This is a genomic window from Serratia sp. AS12, from assembly GCF_000214195.1.
Lineage (GTDB): Bacteria > Pseudomonadota > Gammaproteobacteria > Enterobacterales > Enterobacteriaceae > Serratia > Serratia plymuthica.
Genome location: NC_015566.1, coordinates 1825728 through 1840190 on the forward strand (window position 1 = coordinate 1825728; position 14463 = coordinate 1840190).

Annotated in this window: 12 protein-coding genes; 10 read left to right on the plus strand and 2 right to left on the minus strand. The window is 55.2% G+C overall.

What is annotated here, in order from left to right; translation table 11 throughout:
• Window position 1: 1 nt before the first annotated feature.
• On the minus strand, window positions 2-1408 hold the full coding sequence (locus tag SERAS12_RS08480; protein WP_013812299.1) for a VOC family protein: 1407 nt from the start codon (window positions 1406-1408) through the stop codon (window positions 2-4).
• Window positions 1409-1935: 527 nt separating this feature from the next.
• Here SERAS12_RS08480 and SERAS12_RS08485 point away from each other — a divergent pair.
• The 6 genes from SERAS12_RS08485 (at window position 1936) to SERAS12_RS08510 (ending at window position 6185) form a co-directional block, all read left to right on the plus strand.
• Window positions 1936-2145 carry a cold-shock protein gene (locus SERAS12_RS08485; protein WP_004942663.1) on the plus strand — a complete coding sequence of 70 codons (210 nt, stop codon included), beginning with the start codon at window positions 1936-1938 and terminating at the stop codon, window positions 2143-2145.
• A 220-nt stretch (window positions 2146-2365) separates the two neighbouring features.
• Window positions 2366-2587: a cold-shock protein gene (locus SERAS12_RS08490; RefSeq protein ID WP_006320799.1), complete on the plus strand. Its 222-nt coding sequence runs from the start codon at window positions 2366-2368 to the stop codon at window positions 2585-2587.
• 110 nt (window positions 2588-2697) lie between these two features.
• Entirely contained in the window at window positions 2698-3924 is a 1227-nt protein-coding gene (locus SERAS12_RS08495; RefSeq protein WP_013812300.1) for a winged helix-turn-helix domain-containing protein, read from the plus strand.
• 286 nt (window positions 3925-4210) lie between these two features.
• Window positions 4211-4393 carry a Trm112 family protein gene (locus tag SERAS12_RS08500; RefSeq protein ID WP_006320791.1) on the plus strand — a complete coding sequence of 61 codons (183 nt, stop codon included), beginning with the start codon at window positions 4211-4213 and terminating at the stop codon, window positions 4391-4393.
• Window positions 4390-5139 (plus strand): 3-deoxy-manno-octulosonate cytidylyltransferase, encoded by a 750-nt coding sequence (gene kdsB / locus SERAS12_RS08505; RefSeq protein WP_013812301.1) that lies wholly within the window; start codon window positions 4390-4392, stop codon window positions 5137-5139. The genes SERAS12_RS08500 and kdsB overlap by 4 nt, the downstream gene beginning before the upstream one ends.
• A 149-nt stretch (window positions 5140-5288) precedes the next feature.
• Complete coding sequence (locus tag SERAS12_RS08510; RefSeq protein ID WP_013812302.1) at window positions 5289-6185, plus strand: YcbJ family phosphotransferase; 897 nt, start codon at window positions 5289-5291, stop codon at window positions 6183-6185.
• On the opposite strand, the gene elyC is transcribed toward SERAS12_RS08510, so the two are convergent.
• Window positions 6182-6955, minus strand: a complete 774-nt coding sequence (gene elyC / locus SERAS12_RS08515; protein WP_013812303.1) for an envelope biogenesis factor ElyC — start codon at window positions 6953-6955, stop codon at window positions 6182-6184. The two genes, SERAS12_RS08510 and elyC, sit on opposite strands and share 4 nt — an antisense overlap.
• 151 nt (window positions 6956-7106) lie before the next feature.
• Here elyC and cmoM point away from each other — a divergent pair, with 151 nt between their 5' ends.
• The 4 genes from cmoM to mukB are packed head-to-tail and all read left to right on the plus strand — an operon-like array spanning window position 7107 to window position 14365.
• Window positions 7107-7892: a tRNA uridine 5-oxyacetic acid(34) methyltransferase CmoM gene (gene cmoM, locus SERAS12_RS08520; RefSeq protein WP_013812304.1), complete on the plus strand. Its 786-nt coding sequence runs from the start codon at window positions 7107-7109 to the stop codon at window positions 7890-7892.
• Entirely contained in the window at window positions 7889-9211 is a 1323-nt protein-coding gene (gene mukF, locus SERAS12_RS08525; RefSeq protein ID WP_013812305.1) for a chromosome partition protein MukF, read from the plus strand. The genes cmoM and mukF overlap by 4 nt, the downstream gene beginning before the upstream one ends.
• On the plus strand, window positions 9192-9920 hold the full coding sequence (gene mukE / locus SERAS12_RS08530) for a chromosome partition protein MukE (protein ID WP_013812306.1): 729 nt from the start codon (window positions 9192-9194) through the stop codon (window positions 9918-9920). Before mukF ends, mukE begins: the two co-directional genes overlap by 20 nt.
• Window positions 9917-14365: a chromosome partition protein MukB gene (gene mukB, locus SERAS12_RS08535; RefSeq protein WP_013812307.1), complete on the plus strand. Its 4449-nt coding sequence runs from the start codon at window positions 9917-9919 to the stop codon at window positions 14363-14365. The genes mukE and mukB overlap by 4 nt, the downstream gene beginning before the upstream one ends.
• Window positions 14366-14463: the final 98 nt, after the last annotated feature.

A 14463-nucleotide genomic window follows, 5' to 3' on the forward strand; every position in this document is an offset into this window, starting at 1 on the left:
CTCAAACGGCCAGCGCGTTAAGCCCCAGAGCTTGCGCGCAGGCGTTTATCGAACGCTGTTGCGTTTGTTGGTACAGCGCCAATTCATCTATCACCTCTGCCCCCAGAGCCTGCTCGAAAGCGGCACGGCTCGATGCTGCATTGTACTGAGCATGCCGGTTGTCACCCAGATTAGACTGGAAAATGCCCGCTGCGCTGACCGGTAAGAAGTCTTCATACACCAAAGGCTGAAAGCGAATATGTTCCTGAGCTATCAGTTGCTCCAGCGTAGTGTGTTTATCCAGCGAGTCTTTGGCCGCCAGGCCGCATTCGGTAGGGAAATAGCGGAACCATGCCAGTTGCTGCTCACGCAAGGTTGCATAATCATCTGGAAACGCCTGGAAGTTTTCCGCCAGTAACTGATTGTACCGCTCGGCGTTCTTTTCACTTGGCGGTGCCTGCAGCGCATCGTTGGTGGCTTGCAATAGGCGGTCATACAAAGCCCGGCCTTTCGGGGTCAGCGCTACGCCACGTTGCTCGATTTCGCCAAAACGCGCGGTATGGTGTCCGCCCACGGTGCTGCCGTCATGTTCGACAAAGGCCACGCTTTCTTCCAGCGCTTTAAAGCTGGTTTGGCGTAGCAAAATTGGCCGACGGCGAGGCGGCGGGCCTTCGATAACGGCTTTAGGCGTGATTCCCCGGCCAGGCATCGCTTGCTGGACGAGGTCGATATTCAGCGTGCGTGGCGTCAAGTGGTTGATATGCGGGCCTTTGAACGCCACTACGTCGGCAATCAAACGATGCTGATCGTGCAATTGTTGATATTCGGCGGCACTGACGGTCGCCCGGTTGTGCCAACGAAAAGTTTCCAGCGCCTGTTCGATAAATTCACTGGCCTGGCTGTCATCCAACCCGCCCTGAACTTCCTGCAAGACGATCAACTCCAGCACGCGTTCAGTAAAGATGCGGCGGCGGGCCAGCAGTTGCTGGGCCAACTGACGTAACACCGGGCTTTCAATCAGCTCTAACCGTAATAATGAGGTGAAAACCCGGAATGGGCTGATCTGCAGCGCTTCTTCATGCACTGCGCGAAACGCAGTGGAATGAACCGGAACACCGGCCACGGCCAGGTCGTAATACCCGACCGGTGACATGCCCATGACGTTAAACAGCCGTCGCAAAGTAGCCAGTTCATCTGCCGTACCTACCCGGATTGCCCCGTGGCGTTCCATGGCCAGTCTTTCGATTTCACCGGTAATTTGTAATTGATGAGCCAATGCGGCATCTTCGCGCAGGACCTGTCGGTTGGTTTCCGCAACCAGTTCGAGTAAATCGCCATATAGAGGTACCTCTTTTTGGTACATATCTGACATGGCGTGAGAGAACCTGGAGCGGATTTCATTCGGTGAGACGAACTGCTGGGCGGTCATGCGCATAGCTCCTTTATTCAGGATAATCTGAAAAATAGTATTTTTTGCGGTAAAAGTGCTGGCTAAAAGGCCATCCGCCTTGTTTTCACCCCAAGTTTAGCTATCTCGGTTGGGTTTTGTTATAGCTTGGACAAGCATATTGGATTTTTATGCGTTAGCTCTCATTTGCCTGGGTGCTGGCGGAAGTAACGGCCGTCTGGAAGGCAATGATTTTGAGTGAGATCGGTAAAAATAAAGAAATTAATCTATGCACAATCATAGACATAAAAATAAATTCGATGGGATGATAAAAATAGACCAATAAACCCCTTGTGCAAAGGATAGATTTATGAGTAAATGCTCGTCGGCCTGTGATACAGACCTATTTATGTTCGAGTTTAGATTTAAGCAGTTCCTCCAAAAACGTTATCATCTGATTCCGCTTCAAAGACGAACCTTCTAAGTACCTCCCATAAGTAATGTTCCTAAAAACGGCCTAAATTGCCTTATGGCAGGTTTTGTATATATATTTAAAAGGTAAGTGTGTAATGTCTAAGAAAACGGGTCAGGTTAAATGGTTCAACGAAAGCAAAGGTTTTGGTTTCATTGAGCAAAACGACGGTGGTAAAGATGTATTCGTACATTTTTCTGCAATCGCGACCGACGGTTTCAAAACTCTGGCTGAAGGCCAGCGTGTTGAGTATAGCATCCAGGACAGCCCGCGCGGGCCGGCTGCCGCCAACGTTGTTGCTCTGTAACTAAACAGGCAATGACGTAAAGAGATCTTAATACAACCATGATGAGGCGTTAACGCTGATTCATTGCGGAAGATATTAAGTTCAACAAGCCCGCATCATGCGGGTTTTTAATTTTTTGCTCATGAGAGGTTTGTTACGAAAAACTTTAGGATGGGCTGGTAGCGTCCAACAATAATAAAAATAACGTTGTTAAGGATGCTCAAGTAAAAGGATATAAGTTATGTTTAAAAATACTGTGTTACAAATGGGCCGTGTGAAATGGTTTGATCAAGCTGCAGGCTATGGTTTTATTTCACCGGTAGATGGTAGCGACGAAATCTATGTTAGCCGTCGTTCTATCGCCAATACTAAAAATAAATCGTTAAACGAAGGTCAGAACGTTGAGTTCTCGATCTATCGCAGCTCCCACGGGCTGTCAGCGGCAGACGTTATCGCGTTCTGACCCACCCCTTCCTCGCCAGTGCCGGTGCCGCCACCCCCAAGCACTGGCGAAGAAAAATCTTCTGATATCCACTATTATCGAGCAATCGCTTAACGACTTTGGATGTCAGGATGCTTACCCCGGTTATTTCTCTTGCCTCCGCCCGCGCGCTTCATCTTGCCGCACAAGGGCTGTTATCCCCGATTAAACGCAAAGCCAAACCTGACGATGTGGTTACCGCCATTCAACGTATGGGGTTACTGCAAATCGATACCATCAGCGTTGTTGCACGCAGCCCCTATCTGGTGCTGTTCAGCCGCCTGGGCGACTATCAGCCGGAATGGCTGGAACAGGCGCTGGCCAGCCGTCAGCTATTCGAATATTGGGCGCACGAAGCCTGTTTTTTACCCATTGAAGATTTTGGTCTGTTGCGCCATCGCATGCTGCAACCGCAGGGTATGGGCTGGAAATATTCTGAAGAGTGGGTGCAAAAACATCAAACGGCAATGGACGATCTGCTGTTGCATATCGAAGCCAGCGGGCCGGTGCGCTCGGCGGATTTCAGCGCTGAGAAGAAAGGAAATAGCGGTTGGTGGGATTGGAAGCCGGAAAAGCGCCATCTCGAAATCTTGTTCACCGCCGGTAAACTGATGGTGTCTGAACGGCGTAATTTTCATCGTGTCTACGATCTGACTGAAAGGCTACTGCCACACTGGGATGATGAGCGTCATGCCTTACCTGCGGACCATGCGCAGCAGGAAATGCTCAGCCGAACTTGTCGTTACCTGGGGATTTTCAGGGCTGAATGGTTGGCGGATTATTACCGTTTGAAGCGGGTTGCGCCGAAAGTGCTGCTGGCATCGCTACAGCAACAGGGCGAAATAATGCCGGTGGTCGTTGATGGGCTGGACGGTGATTTTTACGTGCATCATTCGCTGGCGCAAGAACTGCAGTTGGCAGAGCAGGGGGTGCTAAAATCCAGTGTGACCACCTTGCTTTCTCCGTTTGACCCCGTGGTTTGGGATCGCCGACGTGCGCTGGAACTGTTCGATTTCGATTACCGGTTGGAGTGCTATACGCCGAAGGAGAAGCGACAGTACGGTTATTTTACCCTGCCGGTGTTGCAACGGGGCGAGTTGATTGGCCGAATCGATGCAAAAATGCATCGACGACAGGGCATTTTTGAAGTTATCAGTTTCCATCCGCAGGCCAAAGTTCGTTTTGGTAAGCAGCGTGCGCAGGATCTTCGGCAGGCGATTACCCGCAGTGCAAAATGGCACGGAGCCAAACAGGTGACGCTGGGGGATATTCCGGCGCAACTGGCCGTAGAATGGGGTGAGGGCTGGGAAGTGGAATAACGAACGGCGTCGTCAGCGTGGGTAAAACGAATTTTCAGCGCCGCCCGTTACAATCAGATTGATGCCTTAGTTGCTGAAATTGGCAAACAGGGCGATGATTTTGTGAATACGTTTGATCATGGAAAATGTCTTTTCTGTGACTTGTATCACAAAATTCTACGCCAGCCTCGCAGTCAATTCAATCCCCCGCGCCAGATTAAAAAGCAGCGGTAAAACAGCGGTGATTAACCTGGCACATAGCGTTATGCTATTCTCACGCACTTTAGATCTCCACTCAGGAGGAAGCATGGACCACCGTTTACTCGAAATCGTTGCCTGCCCGGTTTGCAACGGTAAGCTCTATTTCAATAAAGAAAACCAAGAACTGGTCTGCAAAGTGGACGGCCTCGCCTATCCGCTGCGTGATGGCATTCCCGTACTGCTGGAAAACGAAGCGCGTGCGCTGTCATTGGATGAGAAACACGCATGAGTTTTATCGCGATTATTCCAGCCCGTTACGCATCAACCCGTTTGCCGGGCAAACCCTTGGCCGATATTCACGGTAAGCCAATGGTGGTGCACGTAATGGAACGTGCACGTGAGTCCGGCGCCAGCCGCGTTATCGTAGCGACCGATCACCCCGAGGTGGCCGAAGCGGTCAAAGCCGCCGGTGGCGAAGTGTGCATGACCAGTCCGCATCACCATTCCGGCACCGAACGCCTGGCGGAAGTGATCGAGCACTATGGTTTTGCCGATGACGAAATCATCGTCAATGTGCAGGGTGACGAACCGATGATCCCGTCGGTGATCGTACGTCAGGTGGCAGAAAACCTGGCAGCCAGTCAGGCCGGCATGGCCACTCTTGCGGTACCGATCGACAGCGCGGAAGAAGCCTTTAACCCCAATGCCGTCAAAGTAGTGATGGATGCACAGGGTTATGCGCTCTATTTTTCACGCGCGACGATTCCCTGGGATCGGGAACGTTTTGCTCAATCCAAAGAAAGTATCGGCGACAGCTTGCTGCGCCACATCGGCATTTACGCCTATCGTGCCGGGTTTGTACGCCGTTATGTCAGCTGGGCGCCAAGCCAACTGGAGCAAATTGAGCTGCTGGAGCAGCTGCGGGTGCTGTGGTACGGTGAAAAAATCCATGTGGGGGTCGCTAAAGCCATTCCAACCGTGGGTGTCGATACGCCGGAAGATCTGCAGCGCGTGCGCGACAGCATCAAGGGCTAAGCATTAAAAGCCGGCACGTCGCCTGGCGTGTCGGCGGTACAATTTCCCGTATTCTTTATCCCCATTTTGTTGATCTGCGTTGAGGATTTTTTTTGCTCATCGTTCGATGATGTCAGCGTCTCCTCTTTTTCTCTTGAGGTTATTTCCTTATGGAGCAGTTACGCGGCGAACTGAGTATTGTGCTGGGCGAATCCATCAGCCGACTGGAACGCGTCAGCGAACAGCCTTATGCACACATGTACTCGTTGTATGATCAACAGGGTCACGCGATCCCGCTGATGGCAAAAAGCTTTGTCTGTCAGGGTATCGCCCAGCAGGAAGCCTATAAGCTGTCGATGCTGGCGCGTGAAGGGGATATCCGCTTGCCGACGGTGTATGGCGTGGTCTATACCCATCAGGCACCCTATAAAGAGATCCTGTTGATCGAGCGTCTGCGGGGGGTGTCGGTGGAGGCGCCGACGCGCACGCCGGACCGCTGGAATATGCTGATGGAACAGATCGTTGATGGCGTATTGGCTTGGCACCGCATCGACAGCCACGGCTGCGTCGGCACGGTTGACAGCACGCAGGAAAACGACTGGTTTTGCTGGTATCAGCAGCGGGTCGAGGTGCTGTGGTCGACGCTCGGGAACCTCAACTCGCCGCAGCTGACGATGGCCGATCGCCGCTTGTTGTACCGTACGCGGGAGGCGCTGACCCATTTTTTTGTCGGTTTCGACGATCCTTGTGTGCTGGTGCACGGCAACCTGTCATTGCGTAGCATGCTGAAAGATGCCAAAAGCGACCAACTGCTGGCGATGCTCAACCCTGGGATGATGCTGTGGGCACCGCGTGAATATGAGCTGTTCAGGTTGTGCGAGGCCGGGATGCCCAGCCAACTGATGTTTTATTATTTGCAGCGGGCACCGGTGTCGGAGTCGTTCCTGGTTCGGCGTTGGCTGTATGGCGTGTGGGAAGCGGCAGGGCGGTTAATTCACACCGGCAAGCTGGATCGGCAGCTGTTTGACCATGCGTCTAAACAGCTGCTGCCCTGGCTTGCCGGCTAGTCGGCAGAGGCTTCACCTGCCCCTTTGAGCGATTGCCACAGGCTGCCCAGCGTTTCATACCAGGCACGTTCGCTGTGGCCAAGGAACATGGCCGAAGGTACCACGCGATCCCAAATATTTAACCTGGAGCTGATAGCCAACTGATTGGCCGGCGCCGGGATAGGGTGCAACCCTTTGGCTTCAAAAAAGCGCATCGCTCGCGGCAAATGGTTGGCCGAGGTCACCAGAATAAACGGTTGCCGGCCGACCAGCTTCGACACCTGTAACGCCTCTTGCTCGGTATCCATCGGGCGATCCAACAGCACCATATCGCTACGAGGCACCCCCAGGCTTTCCGCTACTCGCGCCGCAGTTGCCGCGTTGCTCAAGGTATTGGCGCCGCCGGCACCGGTGAACACCATCTTGGTCCCCGGATGCGCGAGATATAAACGCACGCCCTCCGTCACTCGTGGCAGGCTGTTACCTATCAGGTTGGAGCTGGGAGCCCAATCCGGGTTAAAGGTATAACCGCCACCCAGTACCACGATATAATTCACCTGGTCATTGCCACGATAGGTTACATATTCAGATTCTATCGGTCGCAACAGCCGGTCGGCCACCGGCTGCAGGCTGAAAAGCAGTAAAAACAGCCAGCTCAGTGATAAAATGACTCTGCCGCTTTTTTGCCAGCGGGTGAACCACAGCAGCAACAGCGCCAGCCCCATCAACAGCAGCAGCGCAGGTAATGGCATTAAAATGGCGCCAATGAACTTTTTCAGGTTGAACAGCATCAAAAATCAGGTCCTTTTGGGCGAAAAAACGACATCCGGGCACAATCAGGCCGCAAGAAGATTCATTCTAAGCCAGTCTGTGCCAAAATAGCAGGTTTGAATGGGCTGGCGCTTTGCCCCCATCAGGATAAGATCAGCGGAGCCGTTGTCCATGCAGGATCGCAATTTTGACGATATTGCTGAAAAGTTTGCGCGTAATATTTACGGCACCACCAAAGGGAAGATCCGTCAGGCGGTAGTCTGGCAGGACCTGACCACGCTGCTGGCCCAGTTGCCTCAGCGGCCGCTGCGCATTCTGGATGCCGGCGGCGGCGAAGGCCACATGGCCTGCCAACTGGCAGAATTAGGACATCAGGTGTTGTTGTGCGATCTCTCTGGTGAGATGATCCAACGCGCTGCGCAGTTGGCTGAACAAAAAGGTGTGAGCCAGAACATGCAATTCATACAAAGTTCAGCGCAGGATATTGGTCAACACTTGGAACAGCCGGTTGATCTGATATTGTTCCATGCGGTGCTTGAATGGATTGCTGAACCTGAGGTGGCGTTGCAGGCGTTGTTCAACTGCCTGCTACCCGGTGGCGCGCTGTCATTGATGTTCTTTAATGCCAACGGCCTCTTGATGCGCAACGTGGTGTTGGGTAATTTCCAACTGGTGAATCCAGAGGTCAGAAGGCGCAGAAAGCGCTCTTTGTCGCCGCAATATCCGCACAACCCGCCGCAGGTTTATGGCTGGCTGGAGCAAATGGGCATGCGCATCAGCGGGAAAACCGGCGTGCGGGTGTTTCACGATTATCTGCAGAGCAGGCAGCTACAGACGCAAAAATTTGAAGAGTTACTGGCGCTTGAACAGCACTATTGCCGGCAGGAGCCGTACGTGAGTTTGGGGCGCTATATTCACGTCATGGCGCATAAACCAAACCTGAAGGACGAACTATGAGTGAATTTTCCCAGACAGTACCCGAACTGGTCGCCTGGGCACGGAAAAATGATTTCTCTATTTCGCTCCCTACGGAGCGTCTCGCGTTTTTGCTCGCTATCGCCACCCTTAACGGCGAACGACTGGACGGCGAGATGAGCGAAGGTGAGCTGGTTGATGCATTTCGCCATGTCAGCAAGGGTTTCGAACAGACGCATGAAACGGTGGCGGTCCGCGCCAACAATGCGATTAACGACATGGTGCGCCAGCGCCTGTTAAACCGCTTTACCAGCGAGCTGGCAGACGGCAATGCGATTTACCGCCTGACCCCGTTGGGCATCGGTATCACCGATTACTATATCCGTCAGCGCGAATTCTCTACGCTGCGCCTGTCTATGCAGCTGTCGATCGTGGCGGAGGAGCTAAAGCGCGCCGCCGATGCCGCCGAAGAGGGCGGAGATGATTTCCATTGGCACCGCAACGTGTTTGCACCGCTGAAATATTCGGTGGCGGAAATCTTCGACAGTATCGACATGACCCAACGGCTGATGGATGAGCAACAGCAGGGCGTGAAGGAAGATATCGCCGCGCTGCTGAATCAGGATTGGCGCGCGGCGATCTCGAGCTGTGAGATGCTGTTGTCCGAGACTTCCGGCACGCTGCGCGAGCTGCAAGATACGCTGGAGGCGGCGGGTGACAAGTTGCAGGCCAACCTGTTGCGCATTCAGGATGCGACGCTGGGTGGGATGGAACTGGGTTTCGTCGATAAACTGGTGTTCGATCTGCAAAGCAAGCTTGACCGCATTATCAGTTGGGGCCAGCAGGCGATTGACCTGTGGATCGGTTACGACCGCCACGTGCATAAATTTATCCGTACCGCGATCGACATGGATAAGAACCGCGTGTTCGCCCAGCGTTTGCGCCAATCGGTGCAAAACTATTTCGACAACCCATGGACGCTGACCCACGCCAACGCCGACCGTCTGCTGGATATGCGCGACGAAGAACTGGCGCTGCGCAGCGAGGAAGTGACTGGGGAACTGCCGCCGGATCTGGAGTTCGAAGAGTTCAGCGAGATCCGCGAACAACTGGCGGCAATGATCGAACAGGCGCTGAAGATTTATCAGGAACAACAGATGCCGCTCAATTTAGGGGCGGTAATGCGCGATTATCTGGCGCAATATCCGCGTGCGCGTCATTTCGACGTAGCACGTTTAGTGGTCGACCAGGCTGTGCGCCTTGGTGTGGCTGAAGCAGATTTTTCAGGGTTGCCGGCGCAATGGCAGGCAATCAATGATTACGGAGCCAAGGTCCAGGCCCATGTCATCGACAAATATTGAACAAATAATGCCAGTCAAGCTGGCCAAGGCATTGTCTAACGCGCTGTTCCCGGCGCTCGACAGCCAACTGCGTGCGGGTCGTCACATCGGTATCGATGAGCTGGACAACCATGCCTTCTTAATGGATTTCCAGGATGAACTGGAAGAGTTTTACACCCGCTACAGCGTGGAACTGATCCGTGCGCCGGAAGGGTTTTTCTACCTGCGCCCGCGCTCCACTACCCTGATCCCGCGTTCGGTATTGTCCGAGCTGGACATGATGGTAGGGAAAATCCTGTGTTATCTCTATCTCAGCCCCGAGCGTCTGGCGCATGAGGGGATTTTCAGCCATCAGGAACTGTACGACGAGCTATTGAGCCTGGCGGATGAGACCAAATTGCTGAAGTTCGTTAACCAGCGTTCCACTGGCTCGGATCTCGATCGTCAGAAACTGCACGAAAAAGTGCGCACCTCGCTGAACCGCCTGCGTCGTCTGGGCATGGTCTATTTCATGGGCAATGACAGCAGCAAGTTCCGCATCACCGAAGCCGTGTTCCGCTTTGGCGCCGACGTGCGCAGCGGTGACGATCCGCGTGAAGCGCAACTGCGCATGATTCGTGACGGTGAGGCGATGCCGGTTGAAAACAGTCTGTCGCTGAATGACGAGAGCGAAGCTGAAGACCAGCAGGTTGATAACACTCCGGACAGTGCAGAGGATGAACAGGAATGATTGAACGCGGTAAATTTCGCTCGCTGACGCTGGTTAACTGGAACGGCTTCTTTGCTCGTACCTTTGATCTGGATGAGCTGGTGACCACGCTGTCCGGCGGTAACGGGGCAGGGAAATCCACCACTATGGCGGCTTTCGTCACCGCGCTAATCCCCGATTTGACGCTGCTGCACTTTCGTAATACCACCGAAGCCGGCGCCACCAGCGGTTCGCGCGACAAAGGCTTGCACGGCAAGCTGCGCGCCGGGGTCTGTTACTCCACGCTTGATGTGATCAACTCACGCCATCAGCGCGTGGTGGTTGGCGTGCGTTTGCAGCAGGTGGCCGGCCGCGATCGCAAGGTGGACATCAAGCCGTTCACCATTCAGGGCCTGCCGACCGCAGTGCAGCCGACTGAACTGCTGACCCAAACGGTAGGCGAGCGCCAGGCGCGCGTACTGACGCTGCAGGAACTGAAAGAGCGTGTCGAAGAGATGGAAGGCGTGCAGTTCAAGCAGTTCAACTCCATCACCGATTACCACGCGTTAATGTTCGATCTGGGCGTGCTGCCGAAACGCCTGCGTTCGTCCGCCGATCGCAGCAAGTTTTACCGCCTGATCGAGGCCTCGCTGTACGGCGGGATCTCCAGCGCCATCACCCGATCGCTGCGCGATTATCTGTTGCCGGAAAACAGCGGCGTGCGCAAGGCGTTCCAGGATATGGAAGCGGCACTGCGTGAAAACCGCATGACGCTGGAAGCGATCCGCGTCACTCAGTCGGACCGTGACCTATTCAAGCACCTGATTTCTGAAGCCACGTCCTACGTGGCGGCAGACTACATGCGCCATGCCAACGAACGGCGCATTCATCTGGACGGCGCGCTGGCGCTGCGCAGCGATCTGCTGGGCAGCCGTAAACAGCTGGCCACCGAGCAGTATCGCCACGTGGAAATGGCGCGTGAGTTGGCAGAGCAGAGCGGCGCGGAATCCGATTTGGAAACCGACTACCAGGCCGCCAGCGATCATCTGAATCTGGTGCAGACGGCGATGCGTCAGCAGGAAAAGATCGAGCGTTATGAAGGCGATCTGGAAGAGCTGACCTACCGCCTGGAAGAACAGAACGAAGTGGTTGCCGAGGCCAGTGAGCAGCAGGCCGAAAACGAAGCGCGTGCCGAGGCGGCCGAACTGGAAGTGGATGAACTGAAAAGCCAGCTCGCCGACTACCAGCAGGCACTCGACGTGCAGCAGACCCGCGCTATTCAGTATCAGCAGGCGTTGCAGGCATTGGAACGCGCTCGTTCCCTGTGCCAACTGCCAGAGCTGACCGCTGAAAATGCCGAACAGTGGCTGGATACTTTCCAGGCACGCGAGCAGGAAGCGACGGAAGCCTTGCTGATGCTCGAGCAGAAACTGAGCGTGGCCGACGCCGCGCACGGTCAGTTTGAACAAGCTTATCAGCTGGTGGGTAAAATCGCCGGCCAGGTCAGCCGCAGTGAAGCCTGGCAATGCGCGCGCGAATTGTTGCGCGATTGGCCTTCGCAGCAGCACCTTGCCGAACGCGTGCAGCCGCTACGCATGCGCCTGAGCGAATTGGAACAGCGTCTGCGCTCCCAACAAGATGCCGAGCGTCTGCTGCAGGAGTTCTGCAAGCGCCACGGTCAGGAGTACCAGCCGGACGATCTCGATGCGCTGCTGCAAGAGTTGGAAGAGCGTCTGGAGTCGCTGTCGCAGAGCGTCAGTGACGCCGGTGAGCGACGGATGGAAATGCGTCAGGAACTGGAGCAGATCCAGCAGCGTATCCGCGAGCTGACCGCCCGTGCGCCCGTCTGGTTGGCGGCACAGGACTCCCTGAGCCAGCTTAGCGAGCAGAGCGGTGAAGAACTGGAAAGCAGCCAGCAGGTGACCGAGTTCATGCAGCAACTGCTGGAGCGCGAACGTGAAACCACCGTTGAACGCGACGAGGTGGCTGCCCGCAAGCGTGAAGTTGAAGCGCAAATCGAACGCCTTAGCCAGCCTGGCGGTGCCGAAGATCAGCGTCTGGTGACGTTGGCCGAACGTTTTGGCGGCGTACTGCTCTCTGAAATCTACGACGATGTCACCATCGACGATGCGCCTTACTTCTCGGCGCTGTACGGCCCATCGCGCCACGCGATCGTGGTGCCGGATCTGTCGCTGGTGCGTGAGATGCTGGAAGGTCTCGAAGACTGCCCGGAAGATCTCTATCTGATCGAAGGGGATCCGCAGTCGTTCGATGACAGCGTGTTCGCCGTCGAAGAGCAGGACAGGGCGGTATTGGTGAAAACCGCCGACCGTCAGTGGCGTTATTCGCGTTACCCGGAAGTGCCGCTGTTTGGCCGCGCCGCGCGTGAAAACCGCCTGGAAGTGCTGCATGCCGAGCGTGAAACGCTGGCTGAGCGCTACGCGACGTTGTCGTTCGACGTGCAAAAGACCCAGCGTTCGCATCAGGCTTTCAGCCGCTTTATCGGCTCCCATCTGGCGGTGGCGTTTGACGCCGATCCGGAAGCGGAAATCCGTGGCCTTAATTCCCGTCGCGGTGAAATCGAGCGTGCGCTGAATAACCATGAAGCGCAGAACCAGCAGCAGCGGCAGCAGTACGATCAGGCGAAAGAGGGCATCTCGGCGCTCAACCGGCTGATGCCATTGGTGTCACTGTTGAACGACGACACTCTGCAGGACCGGGTGGAAGAGATCCGCGAAGAGCTGGAAGAGGCACAGGATGCCGCGCGCCATATTCAGCAACACGGCGTCTCCCTGGCCAAACTGGAACCCTTGCTGTCGGTGTTGCAAAGCGATCCGCAACAGCATGAACAGCTGCAGCAGGATTACACCCAGGCGCAGAGCGTACAGCGCCAGGCCAAGCAGCAGGCATTTGCTCTGATCGAAGTGGTACAGCGTCGTGCGCACTTTGGTTATACCGACTCCGCCGGCATGCAGAATGCCAACAACGATCTTAACGACAAGCTGCGCCAGCGTCTGGAGCATGCGGAAGCGGAACGTACCCGCGCCCGTGAGCAACTTCGTCAGTATCAAACCCAATTTACCCAGTACAGCCAGGTGCTGGCATCGCTGAAAAGTTCGTATGACGCCAAGCGCGACATGCTGAAAGAGCTGAGTCAGGAACTGGTAGATATCGGCGTGCAGGCGGATGCCAATGCCGAAGCGCGTGCACGAGCGCGTCGTGACGAGCTGCATGCGGCGCTGAGTACCAACCGCGCTCGCCGTAATCAACTGGAAAAACAGCTGACCTTCTGTGAAGCGGAAATGGACAGCCTGCAGAAGAAACTGCGCAAGCTGGAGCGCGACTATTACCAACTGCGTGAACAGGTGGTGACCGCCAAGGCGGGCTGGTGTGCGGTCATGCGCATGGTGAAAGACAACGGCGTTGAACGCCGTCTGCACCGTCGCGAACTGGCTTATATGGACGGTGACGAGCTGCGCTCGATGTCGGATAAGGCACTGGGTGCGTTACGTCTGGCGGTGTCGGATAACGAACATCTGCGCGACGTTCTGCGCTTGTCGGAAGATCCAAAACGCCCGGAACGCAAGATTCAGTTCTATATCGCGGTGTATCAGCATCTGCGCGAGCGTATCCGCCAGGATATCATTCGTACTGATGACCCGGTTGAGGCCATCGAACAGATGGAGATCGAGCTGGGTCGCCTGACCGAAGAACTGACCGCGCGTGAGCAGAAGCTGGCGATCAGTTCCAAGAGCGTGGCGAATATCATCCGCAAAACCATCCAGCGTGAACAGAACCGCATCCGCATGCTCAACCAGGGTCTGCAGGCGGTGTCTTTCGGCCAGGTGAAGAGCGTGCGGCTGAACGTCAACGTGCGCGAAGCGCATGCGACGCTGCTGGACGTGCTTGCCGAGCAGAGGGAGCAGCATCAGGATCTGTTCAACAGCAACCGTCTGACCTTCTCTGAAGCTTTGGCCAAGCTGTATCAGCGCCTGAACCCGCAGATTGATATGGGGCAACGCACGCCGCAGACTATCGGCGAAGAGCTGCTGGATTACCGTAACTATCTGGAGCTGGAAGTGGAAGTGTTCCGCGGCTCTGACGGTTGGTTGCGTGCCGAGAGCGGCGCGTTGTCTACCGGGGAAGCGATAGGGACCGGGATGTCGATTCTGGTGATGGTGGTGCAGAGCTGGGAAGAGGAGTCACGCCGTCTGCGTGGCAAGGATATCTCACCTTGCCGCTTGCTGTTCCTCGATGAGGCGGCGCGACTGGATGCCAAGTCTATCGCAACGCTGTTCGAGCTGTGCGATCGTCTGGAAATGCAGCTGATTATCGCTGCGCCGGAAAACATCAGCCCGGAAAAAGGCACCACTTATAAGCTGGTGCGTAAGGTGTTCCAGAACCATGAGCACGTGCACGTAGTGGGGCTGCGCGGTTTCGCCAACGAGTTGCCTGCACCGGGCACTGCTGCGGTAGAAACGCCGTAAACGCCAAAAAAGCCCGCTAATAATCTGAAAATAGCCGCCCTGGGGTGGCTATTTTTTTGTGTGCATGGATGATAGTCCTGCTTTTTTATCCGCTAAAA

Bases quoted from the DNA above. Each gene is read 5' to 3' on its own strand.
- cmoM (WP_013812304.1), top strand. From the start codon at position 7,107: ATGCAGGATCGCAATTTTGACGATATTGCTGAAAAGTTTGCGCGTAAT.
- SERAS12_RS08495 (WP_013812300.1), top strand. From the start codon at position 2,698: ATGCTTACCCCGGTTATTTCTCTTGCCTCCGCCCGCGCGCTTCATCTT.
- SERAS12_RS08480 (WP_013812299.1), bottom strand. From the start codon at position 1,408: ATGACCGCCCAGCAGTTCGTCTCACCGAATGAAATCCGCTCCAGGTTC.
- mukF (WP_013812305.1), top strand. From the start codon at position 7,889: ATGAGTGAATTTTCCCAGACAGTACCCGAACTGGTCGCCTGGGCACGG.
- SERAS12_RS08490 (WP_006320799.1), top strand. From the start codon at position 2,366: ATGTTTAAAAATACTGTGTTACAAATGGGCCGTGTGAAATGGTTTGAT.
- elyC (WP_013812303.1), bottom strand. From the start codon at position 6,955: ATGCTGTTCAACCTGAAAAAGTTCATTGGCGCCATTTTAATGCCATTA.
- SERAS12_RS08510 (WP_013812302.1), top strand. From the start codon at position 5,289: ATGGAGCAGTTACGCGGCGAACTGAGTATTGTGCTGGGCGAATCCATC.
- SERAS12_RS08485 (WP_004942663.1), top strand. From the start codon at position 1,936: ATGTCTAAGAAAACGGGTCAGGTTAAATGGTTCAACGAAAGCAAAGGT.
- kdsB (WP_013812301.1), top strand. From the start codon at position 4,390: ATGAGTTTTATCGCGATTATTCCAGCCCGTTACGCATCAACCCGTTTG.
- mukE (WP_013812306.1), top strand. From the start codon at position 9,192: ATGTCATCGACAAATATTGAACAAATAATGCCAGTCAAGCTGGCCAAG.
- mukB (WP_013812307.1), top strand. From the start codon at position 9,917: ATGATTGAACGCGGTAAATTTCGCTCGCTGACGCTGGTTAACTGGAAC.
- SERAS12_RS08500 (WP_006320791.1), top strand. From the start codon at position 4,211: ATGGACCACCGTTTACTCGAAATCGTTGCCTGCCCGGTTTGCAACGGT.